The sequence below is a fragment of the Stenotrophomonas sp. 57 genome (assembly GCF_030291075.1).
Taxonomy (GTDB): domain Bacteria; phylum Pseudomonadota; class Gammaproteobacteria; order Xanthomonadales; family Xanthomonadaceae; genus Stenotrophomonas.
In genome coordinates this window covers 200,025-217,545 of record NZ_CP127407.1, presented here as the reverse complement: position 1 = coordinate 217,545, position 17,521 = coordinate 200,025, and the positions used below count along the sequence as shown (strand labels likewise).

Here is a 17,521-nt window from a genome sequence, read left to right as displayed (position 1 = left end):
GGCGGTTACTTCCACCACGCGCGTGCCAGCGCAACGACACCTGCCGCGCCGGACAACCAGCTCCACATCGGCAGGTCGCCCCAGTACCAGCCCGGCGGCTGCAGCACATACATCAGCGCGGCAATGGCGAGCAGGCCGACACCGGTGATCGCACCCACCGCGCGCTTCTGCAGGCGCTGCAGGCTGGCATCGAGCGCAACCAGATCACGCGAACGCATCGCCAGTTCGTGGCGGCCTTCCACCTGCTGGGTCAGCCAGGCGTGTACCAGGCGTGGCATGTCCGGCGCATGGGTCATGATTTCCGGCAGGCGCTTGCCGAGCTCGCGCACCACCCGGCGCGGGCTGTAACGCTCGCGCAGGATCTTCGCCAGCACCGGCTTGGCCACCGCCCAGATGTCGATCTGGGGGTCCAGCTGGCGGCCGACGCCCTCGATGTTCAGCAGGGTCTTCTGCAGCAGGATCAGCTGCGGCTGCAACGTCAGCTGGTAACGCTGCGCCACGCGGAACAGCTTCATCAGCACTTCGGCCAGCGAGATCTGCGACAGCGGCCGGGTGAAGTACGGCTCGCATACCGAACGCACCGCCGCTTCCAGATCATCGATGCGCACGTGGTCCGGCATCCAGCGTGCCTGCACGTGCAGTTCGGCGATGCGGCGGTAATCGCGGTTGAAGATGGCCATGAAGTTCTCGGCCAGGTAGTACTGATCTTCCTGCGAGAGCTGTCCCATGATGCCGAAGTCCAGCGCGATGAAGCGCGGGTTGGCGCGGCGCGCCGGATCGGTATCGACCCAGATGTTGCCGGCGTGTGCATCGGCATGGAAGAAGTTGTCGCGGAACACCTGGGTGTAGAACACCCGCACGCCCTTGGCGGCCAGCGCCTTGCGGTCGATGCCGGCCTTGTCCAGCGCGGCGATGTCGTCAGACGGAATGCCCCAGACGCGCTCCAGCGTCAGTGCACGCTCGGCGGTGTGGCTCCAGATCACTTCCGGCACGTACAGGTCGTCGCTGTTCTCCCAGAAACGACGCAGCACGCTGGCATTGGCGCCCTCGCGCTGCAGGTCCAGTTCGGCCGCCAAGGTGTTCTCGACCTCGGCCACCACCTCGCGCGGGCGGATCTTGTCGGCGCGCGGGTGGGTGCGCTCGACCAGCGCGGCCAGCGAATTGAGCAGGGTGATGTCGGCGTCGATCTGTTTCTCGATGCCCGGACGCAGCACCTTGACCACCACCTGGCGGCCGTCGGCCAGCGTGGCCGCGTGGACCTGCGCGATCGAGGCCGAGGCCAGTGGTTCGGTATCAAAGCTGGCGAACGCTTCGCTGACCGGCAGGCCGAGCGCGTCCTCGACGATGCGGCGCGCGGTCTCGCCATCGAACGGCTTGACCCTGTCCTGCAGCAGGGTCAGTTCGTTGGCCACGTCCGGCGGCACCAGGTCGCGACGGGTGGACAGGATCTGGCCGAACTTGACGAAGATCGGGCCGAGGTCCTGCAGCGCCAGGCGCAGGCGGGCCCCGCGCGACTGCGAGGCGATGGCTGCGGAGGCGCGCGGAACGAATGGCTTGGCCAGGCGCAGCCAGCGCTCAGCGGGCGTGCCCTGCAGCAGGTCGTCGAGGCGGTAACGCAGGATCACCCGGCCAATGCGGCTTGCCCGCAGCACGGCCTTCATGCGGCACCCCGCAGGCGCTGCACGCGTGCGCCGAGACGCTCGACGTCGTCGCGCAGCACGTCGACGTCATCGTGGAAGGCATCCAGCTCGGCACGCGGTACCACGTCGCGCGACTCTTCGGTGATGAACTCGGCAGCGCTGTGAGCCAGGTCGATCGCCCCCTGGCGCGCATGCTGCAGCGCGCTGCGCAGGGTGTTGGCAACCTGCACGCCCAGTACTTCGCCGAACACGCTGACGAAGGGCTGCTGCCAGTCCGGGTCGAAGCCCTTGGCCAGCTGCTGCAGGCGGCGCGCCAGCTCGGCATCGCCGGCCACGCGCACGCGGCCCTTGCCGTTGTCGTTACCGCGGCGGGCATTGGCCAGCAGCGGCAGCTGGGCCAGAACGCCTGCCAAGCTGCTGCGTACGGCCAGGTCGGCTTCCTGCGCGTCCACCGGGCCGACCCGCAGCTGGTCGCCGTCGACGCTGATGCGCATGGCCAACGACGGTGCTTCCAGGGTCAGGTCGATGTGGCGGCCGTCGAGGCTGGCCAGGGCATGGCGGGTATCCGGATCCAGCGCCAGTGCGCGGTTCAGGGCGATCTGCAGGGCGCGGCCGGCGACCGGCTTGAGGGACTTGAGTAGGGAAAGAGCCATGTGCGCATTCTACCTGCGTGGGTGGGGGGCTTGGGCCGGGTTGCCGCCCGGCACCCGCAGAGGCAACGGCAACCGCAGTAGCCGAAGCAACAGCAAGAGCGGGCATTCCGTGGGGGGCGGGGCGGGTCCAGTGGCGGGGGACGCCGTAAACCCGTCCCTGGGGCTTGGCCGCGGCATCCATGCCGCGGACACCCCCGCCACCGGACCCACCCCGCCTTCGGCAGGTTCCCACGATCTGTCGGGACGGCGTTCTGCGCTGCTGTTGGTGGGTGTCGACCTTGGTCGACACCGTAGTTCCGTGCCGTGCGTGGACGGATTTCGGGTTCATCTGTGCCTCACGCGGAGGACCGATGAAGGTTCATGCTATGAGGCCACGCAACGCACAGGACATCGCATTCCCCATGGCACGGACCCGGGTCGGCATCATCTTCGGGGGCACGTCTTCCGAGCACGAAGTTTCACTGCAGTCGGCGAAGAACATCCTCGATGCGCTTGATCGCGAGCGCTTCGAGCCGGTGCTGGTCGGCATCGACAAGCAGGGCCAGTGGCACCTGAGCCAGCCCGCTACCTTCCTCATCAATGCCGATGATCCGTCGCGCATCGCGCTGCATCGGTCCGGGACATCGCTGGCAGTGCATCCCGGTGCCGAGCAGGCGCAGCTGCGCCCTTCCGACGCGGCGGCTGCGCTCGGCCAGATCGATGTCGTGCTGCCGATCGTGCACGGACCACTCGGCGAAGACGGTGCGCTGCAGGGCCTGCTGCGCATGGCCAACCTGCCCTTCGTCGGTTCGTCGGTGCTGGGTTCGGCGGTGGCGATGGACAAGGACGTGACCAAGCGACTGCTGCGCGACGCCGGTCTGCAGGTGGCACCGTGGTTGTGCATCCGGCGCCACCAGGCGGCGGACGTGGATGTCGACGCGGTCATCGCGCAGCTGGGCCTGCCGTTGTTCGTGAAGCCGGCCAACCAAGGCTCGTCGGTGGGCGTGAGCAAGGTCAAGGACACGGCCGGGTTCGCTGCTGCACTGGAACTCGCACTACGGTATGACCACAAGCTGCTGGTGGAATCGGCCATCATCGGCCGCGAGATCGAATGCGCGGTGCTGGGCAACGCGCACCCGCAGGCCAGCGTCTGCGGCGAGGTGGTGGTGCACGACGAGTTCTACGCCTACGACACCAAGTACATCAATGCCAATGGCGCTGACGTGGTGGTACCGGCCGACATCGACGCCGCTACCCAGGCGCGCATCCAGCAGGTCGCGCTGCAGGCCTACCAGGCGTTGGAGTGTGCGGGCATGGCACGCGTGGACGTATTCCTGACCGCAGACGGCGAGATCGTCATCAACGAGGTCAACACGCTTCCGGGCTTCACCCGCATCAGCATGTACCCGAAGTTGTGGGGCGCCAGCGGTGTCGACTACACCACGCTGATCACGCGCCTGATCGAACTGGCGTTGGAAAGCCATGCGGCGGATCGGGCACTTCTGTAGAGACGAGCCATGCTCGACCCTGCAGATGCAGCCGAGCATGGCTCGGCTCTACAGGAGGCGTGCCGACCAACGGTCGGCACCCACCGGGAAGCTACGTGCCGGCCGGTGACCGGCACGTCCTGCAGGTTCTATCCGCGCTTGCGGAACATCGAGATCACCGCAAGGATCAGGAACACCACGAACAGGATCCAGGCGATGTTCGTTGCGGCGCCGGCGATACCGGAGAAACCCAGAACGGCGGCGATGATGGCGATGACAAAGAAGATGATGGCGTAATGCAGCATGGCGCTCCTCGCGGGTGGTCGAGCCTTGGATGGCGTGGTTCCATCCTCCCGATCCTGCGGTGTGCAACCAGTGACGGCGATCTATGCAGCAGATGAAGCCTTCAGCCTGCGCAGTCCCTCTTCGATGCTGACCTGCGGCACGTAGCCGAAGTCACGGCGCGCCGGTTCCATGCTGTACCAGTGCGGCGTGCACAGCTGCTCGGCCAGGAAGCGGGTCAATGGCGGTTCGCCGCGCAGGCGCAGCAGCGGCCACAGGCGTTCGCAGACCGCACCGATTCGATAAGCGGTCTTGAAGCTGATTGCCTTGTCCACCGTCGGCGCACCCACGGCGGCCAGCAGCCTGTTGACCAGTTCGCGCATCGGCAGCGGTTCGCCGTTGGAGATGAAGTAGGCCCTGCCCGCACACGCGGCACCCGGTGCCAGTGCCTCGAAGGCGAGGAAGTGCGCGAGCGCGGCGTTGTCGATGTAAGTGGTATCCACCCTGTTGTTGCCATCGCCCACCAGGCGCAGGCGGCCTTGGCGCGCGCGTTCGGCCAGGCGCGGCACCAGCTGCTGGTCACCCGGGCCCCAGATCAGGCGCGGGCGCAGCGCCACCGTGGCCAGCGAGGCGTCATTGGCGGCCAGCACCCGCTGTTCGGCAATCGCCTTGGTCGCCGCATACGGGGCCTGGAAGTCCTCACCGTAGGGCACTTCATCCGCGCCCAGGCCTTCCACTGGATGGGTGGCACGGTGGGTCACGCTGGGCGTGGAGGTGTAGACCAGCCGGCTGATGCCGTGCGCGCGGCAGGCCGCGATGACGTTGTCGGTGCCGACCACATTGGCCTGGTGGTAGCTGTCATAGCTGCCCCACGCACCGGCCTTGGCACCGTTGTGGAACACCGCGTCGACGCCGGCCACCGCGTGCAGCACTGCCTGCGCATCGGCCAGGTCGCCACGGATCTGGCCCACGCCCATCGCCTGCAGTTCCGGATAATGGCTGCGGTTGAACGCCAGCACCTGGTGGCCACGCTCGACCAGCCCGCGGCACAGCGCCTGGCCGAGGAAACCACCACCACCGGTGACCAGGATCTTCATGCGCGCTTCTCCAGTTCGGCGCTGGCCCAGACGGCGAGCTTTTCGCGGCCGATCTTGGCGTTGTGACGGATATCGACGGGGAATGATGGATGCACCAGGAAGTGCTGCAGGCCGGCCTCGGGCACCCGTGCAGCGGCCTGTGCGCGCAGCGCCTCCTGAAGCGCCGGGCTGTCGGACTGGCCACGCTGCAGCTCCACGCACAGCACCGGCACCTGCGCACCGGCGACGCCGACGCCCACCAGCGCCGTGCGCGCCACGCCCGCCACGGTGTTGAACACCGGCTCGACCTGTTCGGTGTACAGCGGTCCGCGCGCGGTTTCCACGCGCTGGGTCTTGCGTCCACAGAACCACAGGCGACCCTGGGCGTCGAAATAGCCGACGTCGCCCATGCGATGGACCACGCGCGTGCTGCCATCGGCCAGCGTCTCGCGGATCTTCGCTGCCGCCGTCGCCTGCGGGCGGTTGAAGTAGGTGTCGGTGGCGGTCGGCCCCGCCACGGTGATCTCGCCGACCTCGCCGGTGGCCAGCACGCGCGCCTGCGACCAGTCCGGCAACGGTGCGTCATCGATGGCGATGATGCGCACTTCGTTCGGCGCCACCACGCTGCCCACGCAGGTCCCTGCGCCAGCCTCGGTGGCGGCGCGCGTACGCTCCAGCTCGCGGCCCTCGACCACGGCCACCGGCAGGCACTCGGTGGCGCCATACGGCGTCCAGAACTGCGCGTCGGCCGGCAGCAGGCTGCGGATGGTGGCGACCACGTCCGGCGGCACCGGCGCACCCGCCGAGGTCACCCGGGTGACCGTCGGCAGCGGCCGGCCATGCTTCGCCAGCACCCGCATCAGTGCCGGCGAGCCGAACAGCTGGGTGACGCCGAAACGCTGGATGGCGTCGTGCAGGCGCGCCGGGTCGGCCTGTGCCGGCCGCGTCGGGTCCATGTCCGGGATGACCGAGGTCAGGCCCAGCGCAGGATCGAACAGCGCGAACGGCGGGAAGGTGGGCAGGTCCACCCCGCCCGCTTCCATGCCGAAGGCACTGCCCAGCAGCTGGATCTGGCCGACGAAGTGGCGATGGCGGTAGACCACGCCCTTGGGCACGCCGGTGGAGCCACTCGTGAACAGGATCGCGGCCATGTCCTCGCCGTCAGTGGCGGCCAGCATCGGCCCACCGTTGGCACCGGCGCGCTCCAGCGCGGCCAGCGTGGTCCCGCCCCAGCCGAGGCGGCGGCCGACGGTCACCAGGCGGGTCGCCGACGGTGCCCAGCGCAGCGCCAGCCGCGCCACATGCGCCAGCGGAATGCCGATGAAGGCCTCTGGCTGCGCCTCGTCCAGGCACTGCTTCAGCGCGCGCTTGTCGATGCCCGGATCGACCAGCACCGGCACCGCGCCCAGCTTGAACAGGGCGAACATCAGCAGGAAAAACTCCGGGGACGGCCGCACCATCACCACCGTCCGCACCCCACGGCCGATCCCGTAGCCGGCCAGGCCGGCGGCCATGGCGTCGCTGCGGGCGTCCAGCTGGCGGTAATCCAGGGTGACGTCGTAGGCGGCCATGCCGTTGCCGGCGCCACGGCGGCCGGGGCAACGGATGGCGATCTGGTCGGGGCGTTCACGCGCCAGTTCAGGCAGGCGCGTGGCAATGTTGCAGGGTCGGTTCATCCGTTCATTGTCGCCGCTTACGGAATTTCTTGCGCGGCGGCCCACTTCGTGGAAAATCCGCACCCTCGTTCCTGATTCCGACTGCCGCCCGGGGCGGCTTGCCCATGCAACATCCCTGCATGACCTGCGGCGCCTGCTGCACCCAATACCGCGTGGCCTTCCACTGGATGGAATCGGACGAGGTCACTCCCGGCGGCGTACCGCACCAGCTCACCGAGGTGCTCGACCCGCATCGCCTGTGCATGCGCGGCACCCACTCCAAGCCGGTGCGCTGCGTGGCGCTGGATGCGCAGATCGGCGTGTATTCACGCTGCACCATCCACCCCAACCGGCCCAGCGTGTGCCGCGAGGTGGATGCATCGTGGGAGTACGGCAAGGCCAGCCCGCAATGCGACAAGGCGCGCATTGCCTACGGCTTGGATCCGCTGACGCTGGCCGACTGGCGCTGGCGCGATGACGCCGACAATGACGACGACCATCCGGACGACAACGGCAACAGCCCGTCCTCACCGCCGCAGGCGCCGATCGCCGCGTAGTCCGGTGTGCCGGCCAACGGTCGGCACACCTTTCAGAGAGGGTTGGCGTCCAGGAACGCGCGGATCTCCGGCACCAGCACCTCGTGCTTGTCTTCCAGCACGTAATGGCCGGCATCCTCGAAGGCATGCACCTGGGCCCGCGGCAGCGCGGCCTGGAAGCCCTTCAGGAAGTGATGGTCGAACACGAAGTCGCGCAGGCCCCAGCCGAGGAAGGCCGGGCGGTCGGCGAACGACGGCAGCGCCTTGCCGGCACGTTCCAGCAGCGACCACGCCTTGTCGGCCGGCGACAGCGGGATGTCCTGCATGAAGCGGATGGTGCTGATGCGGTTGGCGTAGCTGTTGTACGGCGACACATAGGCGCGGCGCACGTCGGCCGGCATCTTCCGCTCCACGCCCAGCCACGACGCGCCGGACGAGAACGCATTGAAGGTGCGGATGATCCACTCGCCGATCTTCCAGTGGCGACCCAGCGCGATCTGCCACGGCATCTTCTTGGCCGCCGGCATCGGGAAGGCGGCGGTGTTGAGCACCACCAGGCGCTTGACCTGGTCGTGGTGCGACAGCGCCCAGCCGAAGCCGATCATGCCGCCCCAGTCGTGCACGGCCAGGGTCACCGGGCCGGTGATGCCCAGGTGCTTGAGCAGCGCATCAAGATCGTCCACGCGCGACTGCAGCGTGTACTCATAGCGGCTGTCGTCCGGCTTGTCCGACAGGCCCATGCCGATGTGGTCCGGCACGATGCAGCGGTATCTGTCCGACAGGCCGGCCACCAGCGTGCGCCAGTAATAGCTCCACGACGGGTTGCCGTGCACCATCACCACCACTTCGCCGTCGCGCGGGCCTTCGTCGAGATAGTTCATCGACAGGCCCGGGCGCACTTCGAAGCGCTGCGGGTGGGCGGGGTAACCGGGAAGATCGCGCATGCGGAGCACCTTGGAAGAATCGCGGCGCGGCGTAGCGCCGAGCCATGCTCGGCGGCTCTCCGGTCAGGCCGCGGAAGAACCGCGCTGTGCGCGTGAGCCGAGCATGGGCTCGGCTCTACAGGAGGTCGGGCAGCGGGCGGCTTACCAGACCACTTCAGCCATCGAACAGTTCAGGCCGGAACCAATGCCCAGAAGCGCGATGCGATCGCCCTTCTTCAGCTTGCCCAGCTGCTTGAGCTTGCTCAGCACGATCGGCACCGAGGCCGGGCCGATGTTGCCGTGCTCGCCGAAGATGGTCATGACCTTCTTCGGGTCGATGCCGAAGTTCTTGATGAACGCGGCGGTGTGAGGCTGGCTGACCTGGTGGATCACGAACTGGTCCAGCTCTTCGACGGCCCAGCCCAGGGCGATCTTGGCGGCGGTGAAGGTCTTCTGCGCCAGCTTGATGCCTTCGATCAGCAACAGGCGGGTGTCGGTGACCATGCGATCCAGGTTGCCCAGGCAGAGCTGGTTCCACTCGGTGGCCGAGCGGGTCACGCCGCCCTTGTAGCGCGGGGCGTCCGGCACCAGCTCCGAGCGCGCCATCACCATCGCGGCGGCGCCCGAACCGGTGGTCAGCGCGGCCAGCTCGTTGCGGAAGTCGTCGGCGGTGACGTCCGGGGCAGTCATGCGCTCCAGGGTCTTCTCGTACACCAGGTTGGCGGTTTCGCCGTCCACCACCAGCGCGTAGTCGATGTCACCGCGCTCGATCATGCGCGCAGCGATATCCATGCCGTTGATGAAGGCCAGGCAGGCATTGGCGACGTCGAAGGTCATGCACTCGTCGCTGACGCCAAGGTTGCCCGAGACGATGGAGGCCGTGGAGGGCTCCAGGTAGTCGCGGCTGACCGAGGTGTTGACCAGCAGGCCGACCTGCGTCGCATTGATGCCTGCGTCTTCCAGTGCCTTGCGGCCCGCCATGGTCGCGGCATCGGATGCGAGCACGCCGTTGTCCCACAGGCGGCGGGCGTGGATGCCGGCGATGTCGCCGAGCACGTCGGTGCGGATGCCGAGACGGTCCAACGTCGGCTGCAGCCGCTCGTTGATTTCCTTGGTCGTCAGCGTATGCGGCGCGTCGACGTGTGCCAGGCCGGCGATCGAGACATTCTTGAAGAGCATCGAGGTTAGCGCCAAGGCTCAGGCAAAAGGGGGCGCTATTCTATAACCCCCGGGGCCTTCACCGCATCTTTACGAATTCAGCCTTGGCCGTATGGTGAAGCGTTCAGCGCGGCGGACACTGGAACGCGGCAAAGCGCTGGCTGCCATCGGCGGGGGCAGCAGCGGCCTGCACGGCGTTGGCACCGGCGCTCGGGGCCTCGTTGCGGGCCAGGGTTTCCAGCTCTTCCTGCACCCGCAGCGGGTTGCGGTTGTAGAAGCCGACCTTGCTCTTAACGGTCACCACCACTTCGCCCTTGGCGATGCAGCCGGACGGAACCGGGCCTGCCGGCAGCACGCGGGTCGCCTTGCCGGCCGGTTCGATCGGCACCCAGGTGCAGGCGGTGACGGTGAGCAGCAGGGAGGAAAGCAGCAGAACGCGCATGGGCAGATCCTGGAAGGGTATGGGGGGATTCTGCCTGAACAGCCTGAATCGAGGGTAGCCGGGGCCGGGGCCAGAGCCCCTGCGGGGGATCCGCCCCCACTTTCCGAACGCGGGGTTGCCGGCCAGCGGCCGGTACGACCGGGGGGAGGCCTGCCCGCCTTGGCGGGCAGGCACATACCTTATTTCTTCACCGGGTTGCCTTCGGCGTCGATCACCGTCACCTCGCCCAGGTTCAGCGCGCGCACGGCCGCTTCGGTCTGCTTGAGGTCACCCACCACCACCCAGGTCAGGGCCTGCGGCTTGATCTCGGCGGCGGCCTGCTGCACCTGCGCCGGGGTCATCGCTTCGATCTCGGCCTTGCGACGCAGTACGTAATCGTCCGGGCGCTTGAACTGCACGATCGAGCCGATGGTCGAGGCCACCGCGCTGGCGGTCTCGTAGGCACCGGGCAGGCTCAGGGTCTGGATGTTGCGGATGCGGCTGACCTCGGCGGCGGTGGCCGGCTTGCTGCCATCGGCAAACGCGGCGATCTCCTTGCGCATTTCCGCCATCGCCGGGCCGGTCTTGTCGATCTGCACCGGTGCGCTGGCCATCCACGGGCGCTGGCCCACCGAGTTGATCGCGCTGCTGCGCGCACCGTACGACCAGTGCTTGTCCTCGCGCAGGTTCATGTTCAGGCGCGAGGTGAAGTCACCACCGATCACGCCGTTGGCGATATCGAAGCGGGTCGAACTGGCGGCACTGGACGGCGCCACCACCTGGCCGGCGAACAGGTTCGCCTGCACTGCGCCCGGCTGGTCGATCAGGAACACGCGCGGGCCCTTCGGCAGCGCCACGTCGGTCGCCGCCTTCACCTGCGGGGCGTCGCCGCTGGCCTTCCAGTCGCCCAGCTGCTTGTCCAGCAGCGGCACGATCTCGGCCAGGGTGGTGTCGCCGACCACGATCAGGGTGCCGTTCTGCGGGCGCAGCCAGTCGTGATGGAAGTCGACCAGATCTTCGCGGGTCAGGCCGTTGATGGCCGCCTCGTCACCACTGCCGGTGAACGGGATGGCATACGGGTGGCCCTTGCCATACAGCAGCGGCGGCAGCACGCGCATCGCCACCGCACCCGGGTTGACCTTCTCCTGCTGGATGCCGGCGATCCAGCTCGCCTTGACCCGGTCGATCTCGCCCTGCTCGAAGCGCGGTTCGCGCAGCAGGTCGCGGTACAGCGCCAGCGACGGTGCCAGGTTCTCCTTCAGCGCCGACAGGTCCACGCTCATCGAATCCAGGCCAGCCGAGGCGTCCAGGCTGGCGCCCAGCGCGTCGGCGGCATCGGCGAAGGCCAGCGAGCCCAGCTTGCCGGCGCCTTCGGTCATCAGGCTCATGGTGAAGTTGGCGGTGCCCGGCTTGCGGCCCTGGTCGGCGCTGAAGCCGCCCGGGAACTGGTAGCTGAACTGCACCACCGGAATCTCATGGCGCTCGGCCAGGATCACCTGGGTACCGTTCTTCAGCGTGGCGCGCTGCAGGGCCGGGAACTTCAGCTGCGGGAACTCGCGGGTCTGCGGCACGCCGGCCTTGCGGTCGACCTGCTCCGGCAGGGTGCTGTACTTCGGGTCCACTGCCGGCACGTTGAACGGCTTCGGCGCCTGGCTCGGGTCTTCCTTCAGCGCCACCCGCTCACCCGGTGCGATCACCAGGGTATGGCTGCCCTTGTCCAGCCACTGTGCGCCCAACCGGCGCAGGTCGGCGGCACTGGCCTTCTCGATGTTGGCCAGCGAGGTGCGGAAGCAGCCCGGGTCGCCGGTGAACACCGCGCACTCGGCCAGCGCATCGGCCTTGCCGCCGAAGCCGCCGATGCGCTCGATGCCACGGATGAAGCCGGCGCGGGCACCGGTCTTGGCGCGCTCCAGCTCAGCCGCGGTCGGGCCCTGCTTGATCAGGCGGTCCAGTTCCTCGTCGATGATCTTCTCGACCTTGGCCGGGTCCTGGCCCTGCTTGACCGTGGCCATGATCAAGAAGTTGGAGCCCAGCTGCGACGTGGACACACCCGCAGCAATGCTGTCCACCAGCTTGTCCTGGTGCTGCAGGCGCTGGCTCAGGCGCGAGGACTTGGCACCGCCGAGCACCTGCGCGAACAGCTGCAGCTGATCAACCTCGGTGGTGCCGACCTGCGGCACGTTCCAGGCACGGTAGATGCGCGCCTGCGGCACCTTGTCGGTCATCGTCTCGCGGGTGTCGGCGCTGCGCTTGGCCACGTTCACGGCCGGCTGCGCCATGGTCGGGCCAGCCGGGATGCTGCCGAAGTACTTGCCGACCTTTTCCTTGGCGGTGGCCAGGTCGATGTCGCCGGCCAGCACCAGCACCGCATTGTTCGGGCCGTACCAGGTGCGGAACCAGGTCTTCACGTCATCCAGCGAAGCCGCATTGAGATCGTTCATCGAGCCGATCACGCCGTGGTGGTACGGGTGTCCGGCCGGATACATCGCCTTGTTGAGCTGGTCCCAGGCCTGGCCATAAGGCTGGTTCTCGCCCTGGCGCTTCTCGTTCTGCACCACCCCACGCTGCTCGTCCAGCGCCGCCTGGTCGATCGCACCCACCAGATGGCCCATGCGGTCCGATTCCATCCACAGCGCCATGTCCAGTGCGGTGGTCGGCACGTTCTCGAAATAGTTGGTGCGATCGGTATTGGTGGTGCCGTTCTGGTTGGTGGCACCGACCTGCTTGAACGGCTCGAAGTACTCGCCGTCGTGGTTCTCGCTGCTCTGGAACATCAGGTGTTCGAACAGGTGGGCGAAGCCGGTGCGGCCGGCCGGTTCGTCCTTGCTGCCCACGTGGTACCAGACGTTGACCGCCACGATCGGCGCCTTGCGATCGGTGTGCACGATCACGCGCAGGCCGTTGGGCAGGGTGAACTGCTCATACGGGATATCGACCTTGGCCGGTGTGGCCGGCTTGGCGGCAAGCGCGGCGGTGGGTGCGAGCGTGCCCAGGGCGGTGCTGAGGGCGACAGCCAGCAGCGCAGCGCGCGGGCGAAGGGCGAGAGACATATCCGGATCCTTGGTCACATAGGTGAACCCCGATCCTAGCGTGCACACGCAATGGCAGGAATCGGTCGCCAGTCACTGGGGGTGTTTGCCCCGATTCGCGATCCGGGCGCTCCTCCGCCCGTTCTGACACGTCACATGCGACGGCAGATCCCGTCCGGACAGTGTCCGCGACCCTTCGAATGGACAGGTGTCCGCCCACCGGACACTTTCTCTTGGTTAAAAAACCTTTTCAGATCAACAACTAAAAGTTGGCACGGGGATTGCTTGGTAATTCCTGCACCAGGAAGGGCTTCAGACAAAAGCTGACTGAAGACTGAACAAGGGCAGCAAATCGAAAATTTTCCTTGCATGCCCAGAATTGGTGTACTACCTTACTACCACACCACTGATCACCAACACTAAACAGGCCCCGTCATGAACGCCAAGACCATTGCCATCGCCATCGCCCTGATTGCCGGCACCGCGGTTGTTTCGTCGGTGCAGGCCTCCGAATCCATCAAGACCCTGTCCACCGTGCAGGTCCGCCCGGCCGCCGACCAGCTGGCCCAGCAGGCCTGGGAACAGGCCAGCGGCATCCCGACCCTGGCCACCGTGGAAGTGCGCCCGAGCGCCGACCAGCTGGCCGAACGCAGCGGCTACGTTGCTGCCCCGGTTGCGGCCGCGATGCCGATCACTACCCTGGCCTCGGTGGAAGTGCGCCCGAGCCTGGAACAGCGCGTCGCCCTGGCCGCCGAACTGGAAGCCCAGCGCTACGCGGCCACCCTGGCCGCCGCCGCCACCAGCGTCGCCAACCAGGTGATCGTCAACCTGCCGGCCCTGCAGGTGCGTCCGAGCGCTGCCGACCTGCAGGCCCTGGCCACCGAAACCGCCCAGGTCCTGCTGCGCCCGTAAGCGGTGCCGCCCTGCCCCGCGCAGGGCGTGCGCCGTAAAGGCGGCCGCCGCCGCAGGTACACTGCGCCGATGAATGCCGCGCCCCAGTTCCACGTGATCCTGTTCCAACCGGAAATCCCGCCCAACACGGGCAATGTGATCCGGCTCTGCGCCAACACCGGCGCGCAACTGCACCTGGTCGAGCCACTCGGCTTCGCACTGGAAGACAAGCAACTCAAGCGCGCCGGGCTGGACTACCACGAGTACTCGCGCCTGCAGGTGCACACCGACCTGGACACCGCGCTGGCGCGGATCGCGCCCAAGCGGGTATTCGCCCTGAGCACGCGGGCCAGCGTCCGCTACGACAGCGTGGCGTTCGAAGACGGTGACGCTTTCCTGTTCGGCCCGGAAAGCCGTGGCCTGCCGCAGGACGTACTCGATGCCCTGCCCGATGGCCGCCGCCTGCGCCTGCCGATGCGGCCGGACAACCGCAGCCTCAATCTTTCCAACACCGTGGCCGTGGTGATGTACGAGGCCTGGCGCCAGCACGGCTTCGCCGGCGGCGCGTGAAAGAAAGCAGCCGAGCATGGGCTCGGCTCTACACGTACGCTCCTGTAGAGCCGAGCCCGCGCTCGGCTTCCCCGTATCGCGTCCGGAAACCGGATAGCGTCAAAACGCGTTGATGCCGGTCAGTTCACGCCCGATCACCAGCTGGTGCACGGTCTCGGTGCCTTCATAGGTAATCACCGATTCCAGGTTCAGCGCATGGCGGATCGCCACGTGCTCGGTGGTGATGCCGGCCCCACCCAGCAGGTCGCGACACTCGCGGGCGATGTCGATGGCCATGCGGCAGTTGTTCCACTTGGCCAGGCTGACCTGCTGCGGCTGCAGCTGGCCGGCTTCCTTCAGGCGGCCCAGCTGCAGTGCCAGCAGCTGCGCGGTGGTGATGCGGCGGGCCATCTCGGCCAGCTTGATCTGCGCGCTCTGCGTGGCCGCCAGCGGACGACCGAACAACACGCGTTCCTTGGCATAGCCCAGCGCTTCATCCAGGCAGGCAATCGCCGCGCCGATCGGGCCCCAGCTGATGCCGTAACGGGCCTGGGTCAGGCAGCCCAGCGGCCCCTTCAGTCCCTTCACATTCGGCAGGCGGTGGCTGTCGGGCACGCGCACGTCGTCGAAGAACAGCGCACCGGTCAGCGACGCGCGCAGGCTCATCTTGTGCTTGATTTCCTGGGTGGTGAAGCCAGCCATGCCCTTTTCCAGCACGAAGCCCTGGATGCCGTCCTCGGTCTGCGCCCAGACGATGGCCAGATCGGCCACTGGGCCGCTGGTGATCCACATCTTGCTGCCACTGATGCGCCAGTCACTGCCATCGCGCACCGCGCGGGTCTTCATGCTGGCCGGGTCGGAACCGCCGTGCGCCTCGGTCAGGCCGAAGCAGCCGATCAGCTCGCCACGCGCCATCGCCGGCAGCCACTGCTGGCGCTGTTCCTCGCTGCCATAGGCGTAGATCGGGTACATGCACAGCGAGCTCTGCACCGACACGAAGCTGCGCAGGCCTGAATCGCCGCGCTCCAGCTCCTGGCAGATCAGGCCGTAGCTGACCGCACCGAGGCCACCGCCGCCGTACTCGGTCGGAAGGGTTGCACCGAGCAGGCCCAGCGAAGCGATTTCCGGCACCAGTTCGTCGGGGAAACGGGCCTGGTCAAAGGCATCGCCGATGATCGGCAGCACGCGTTCGTTGGTGAAGCGGGCGACGCTCTCCTGTACGGCGCGCTCTTCCTCATTGAGCAGGGAACGGACATCGAACAGATCGTACGGATGCAAAGCCATGGCACTCACACGCAGTCAGGACCCGGCCATTGTCGGTCATCCGGGCAGCACGTGCCGACCAGGATCGGCACCACCAGAGATGCACCGCTACGCTGCACCGCAGCAATCATGGCGTGAACATCGCCGATCTAGCTCGATCACGCGCGGCCCGGTACCCTGACACATTCAAACAACCGTTTCGCCCGTGGCCGCACGCGCGATTCCCAGGCACCGCCGGTGGCCCCGATGCCGGCCCTACCCACGAGTCATGCAATCGATGAGCGCTGAAGCCAACGCCCTGCCCCCGCGTGAAGTAATGGAATTCGACGTGGTGATCGTCGGCGCCGGCCCCGCCGGCCTGGCCACCGCGATCCGCCTGCGCCAGCGCGCGATCGAAGCCGGCCGCGAACTGTCGGTGTGCGTGCTGGAGAAGGGTTCCGAGCCGGGCGCGCACGTGCTGTCCGGTGCGGTGATGGACCCGCGCGCGCTGACCGAACTGTTCCCGGACTGGGCCGAGCGCGGCGCACCGCTGAAGCAGAAGGTCACCCGCGACGAATTCCTGTTCCTCAGCGAGACCGGTTCGCGCAGCACCCCCAACGCGCTGCTGCCGGAGTGCTTCCACAACGAAGGCAACTACATCATCAGCCTGGGTGAAGTGACCCGCTGGCTGGCGCAGCAGGCCGAGGCACTGGAAGTGGCGATCTTCCCGGGCTTCGCCGCCGCCGAAGTGCTGTATGGCGGCAACGGTGAAGTGATCGGCGTGGCCACCGGCGACATGGGCATCGAGAAGGACGGCAGCATCGGCCCGGCGTTCGAGCGCGGCATGGCCCTGCAGGCGAAGTACACGATCTTCGCCGAGGGCGCGCGCGGCCACCTGGGCCGCCAGCTGATCGCCCGCTACACGCTGGACGAGGGCAAGGACCCGCAGGCCTACGGCATCGGCATCAAGGAACTGTGGCAGATCGACCCGGCCAAGCATGAGCCGGGCCTGGTGGTGCATGCCGCCGGCTGGCCGCTGGACAGCGATACCTACGGCGGTGCGTTCCTGTACCACGCCGACGGCGGCAAGGTCGCCATCGGCTACGTGGTCGGCCTGGACTACAAGAATCCGTGGCTGAGCCCGTTCGAGGAATTCCAGCGCTTCAAGACCCACCCGGACATCCGCAAGCACCTGGAAGGCGGCACCCGCATCGGCTACGGCGCACGCGCGATCACCGCCGGTGGCCTGCTGTCGCTGCCGAAGACGGTGTTCCCGGGTGGCGCACTGGTCGGCTGCGAGGCCGGCTACCTCAACGCCAGCCGCATCAAGGGCAGCCACGCGGCGATCAAGACCGGCATGCTGTGCGCCGACGCCGCGTTCGATGCGCTGGCTGCTGACCGCCAGCACGATGAACTGAGCGCCTATCCGAAGGCGTTCGAAGCCAGCTGGCTGTTCACCGAACTGCAGCAGGCCAAGAACTTCAAGCAGTGGTTCAAGAAGGGCCAGACCGTGGCCACGCTGATGACCGGCGTGGAGCAGTGGCTGCTGCCCAAGCTGGGCGTGCGCAACCCGCCGTGGACCCTGCATCGCACCCAGCCGGACTACGCCTGCCTGGAACCGGCGTCCAAGCACACCCGCATCGCCTACCCCAAGCCCGATGGCGTGCTGACCTTCGATCGTCTCAGCTCGGTGTTCCTGAGCAGCACCAACCACGACGAGAACCAGCCCAGCCACCTGACGCTGAAGGATCCGAGCATTCCGGTGAAGGTGAACCTGGCCGAGTACGCCGGCCCGGAAGCGCGCTACTGCCCGGCCGGCGTGTACGAGTTCGTTGGCGAAGCCGACAACGCGCGGCTGCAGATCAACGCGCAGAACTGCGTGCACTGCAAGACCTGCGACATCAAGGACCCGACCCAGAACATCGTCTGGGTGACCCCGCAGGGTGGCGGCGGCCCGAACTACTCGGGCATGTGATCGCCACGGGCTGCGACCGCGCGTC

General features: G+C 67.5%; 15 protein-coding genes. 5 read left to right on the top strand and 10 right to left on the bottom strand.

The genetic code is table 11. The features are described from left to right. Positions 1-5 precede the first annotated feature (5 nt). Together ubiB and QP512_RS00925 are read right to left on the bottom strand one after the other, a co-directional pair. Positions 6-1,661 (bottom strand): ubiquinone biosynthesis regulatory protein kinase UbiB, encoded by a 1,656-nt coding sequence (gene ubiB, locus QP512_RS00930; RefSeq protein ID WP_286070596.1) that lies wholly within the window; start codon positions 1,659-1,661, stop codon positions 6-8. Further along, positions 1,658-2,293: an SCP2 sterol-binding domain-containing protein gene (locus tag QP512_RS00925; protein WP_286070595.1), complete on the bottom strand. Its 636-nt coding sequence runs from the start codon at positions 2,291-2,293 to the stop codon at positions 1,658-1,660. Before QP512_RS00925 ends, ubiB begins: the two co-directional genes overlap by 4 nt. Before the next feature lie 401 nt (positions 2,294-2,694). Between QP512_RS00925 and ddlA the strand changes: the two genes are divergently transcribed. Continuing rightward, positions 2,695-3,780, top strand: a complete 1,086-nt coding sequence (ddlA, locus tag QP512_RS00920) for a D-alanine--D-alanine ligase (RefSeq protein ID WP_286070594.1) — start codon at positions 2,695-2,697, stop codon at positions 3,778-3,780. 128 nt (positions 3,781-3,908) lie between these two features. On the opposite strand, the gene QP512_RS00915 is transcribed toward ddlA, so the two are convergent. The 3 genes from QP512_RS00915 to oleC all read right to left on the bottom strand — a co-directional run bounded on the left by QP512_RS00915 (position 3,909) and on the right by oleC (position 6,793). Further along, complete coding sequence (locus QP512_RS00915) at positions 3,909-4,064, bottom strand: DUF1328 domain-containing protein (protein WP_005407633.1); 156 nt, start codon at positions 4,062-4,064, stop codon at positions 3,909-3,911. Positions 4,065-4,145: 81 nt separating this feature from the next. Then, positions 4,146-5,138, bottom strand: a complete 993-nt coding sequence (oleD, locus tag QP512_RS00910) for a 2-alkyl-3-oxoalkanoate reductase (protein ID WP_286070593.1) — start codon at positions 5,136-5,138, stop codon at positions 4,146-4,148. Beyond that, on the bottom strand, positions 5,135-6,793 hold the full coding sequence (oleC, locus tag QP512_RS00905; RefSeq protein ID WP_286070592.1) for an olefin beta-lactone synthetase: 1,659 nt from the start codon (positions 6,791-6,793) through the stop codon (positions 5,135-5,137). Before oleC ends, oleD begins: the two co-directional genes overlap by 4 nt. A 104-nt stretch (positions 6,794-6,897) precedes the next feature. Here oleC and QP512_RS00900 point away from each other — a divergent pair, with 104 nt between their 5' ends. Continuing rightward, positions 6,898-7,329, top strand: coding sequence for a YkgJ family cysteine cluster protein (locus QP512_RS00900; protein WP_019338515.1), 432 nt, complete (start codon positions 6,898-6,900; stop codon positions 7,327-7,329). Between the two features lie 32 nt (positions 7,330-7,361). Here QP512_RS00900 and QP512_RS00895 read toward each other — a convergent pair whose 3' ends face one another. From QP512_RS00895 to QP512_RS00880, 4 genes are all read right to left on the bottom strand, one after another. Then, on the bottom strand, positions 7,362-8,252 hold the full coding sequence (locus tag QP512_RS00895) for an alpha/beta fold hydrolase (RefSeq protein ID WP_286070591.1): 891 nt from the start codon (positions 8,250-8,252) through the stop codon (positions 7,362-7,364). A gap of 141 nt (positions 8,253-8,393) precedes the next feature. Then, complete coding sequence (locus tag QP512_RS00890; protein WP_004135358.1) at positions 8,394-9,410, bottom strand: 3-oxoacyl-ACP synthase III; 1,017 nt, start codon at positions 9,408-9,410, stop codon at positions 8,394-8,396. Positions 9,411-9,513: 103 nt separating this feature from the next. Further along, positions 9,514-9,831: a DUF4156 domain-containing protein gene (locus tag QP512_RS00885; RefSeq protein ID WP_286070590.1), complete on the bottom strand. Its 318-nt coding sequence runs from the start codon at positions 9,829-9,831 to the stop codon at positions 9,514-9,516. A gap of 179 nt (positions 9,832-10,010) precedes the next feature. Next, positions 10,011-12,860 (bottom strand): pitrilysin family protein, encoded by a 2,850-nt coding sequence (locus QP512_RS00880; RefSeq protein ID WP_286070589.1) that lies wholly within the window; start codon positions 12,858-12,860, stop codon positions 10,011-10,013. 414 nt (positions 12,861-13,274) lie between these two features. On the opposite strand from QP512_RS00880, the gene QP512_RS00875 reads away from it, so the two are divergent. After that, on the top strand, positions 13,275-13,751 hold the full coding sequence (locus QP512_RS00875) for a hypothetical protein (protein ID WP_005407626.1): 477 nt from the start codon (positions 13,275-13,277) through the stop codon (positions 13,749-13,751). 69 nt (positions 13,752-13,820) lie between these two features. Then, positions 13,821-14,300 carry a tRNA (cytidine(34)-2'-O)-methyltransferase gene (locus QP512_RS00870; RefSeq protein ID WP_286070588.1) on the top strand — a complete coding sequence of 160 codons (480 nt, stop codon included), beginning with the start codon at positions 13,821-13,823 and terminating at the stop codon, positions 14,298-14,300. Between the two features lie 99 nt (positions 14,301-14,399). Here QP512_RS00870 and QP512_RS00865 read toward each other — a convergent pair whose 3' ends face one another. Beyond that, entirely contained in the window at positions 14,400-15,563 is a 1,164-nt protein-coding gene (locus QP512_RS00865) for an acyl-CoA dehydrogenase family protein (RefSeq protein WP_024956299.1), read from the bottom strand. 256 nt (positions 15,564-15,819) lie between these two features. Here QP512_RS00865 and QP512_RS00860 point away from each other — a divergent pair, with 256 nt between their 5' ends. Continuing rightward, on the top strand, positions 15,820-17,496 hold the full coding sequence (locus tag QP512_RS00860; RefSeq protein WP_286070587.1) for an electron transfer flavoprotein-ubiquinone oxidoreductase: 1,677 nt from the start codon (positions 15,820-15,822) through the stop codon (positions 17,494-17,496). The last annotated feature ends 25 nt before the right edge of the window (positions 17,497-17,521 follow it).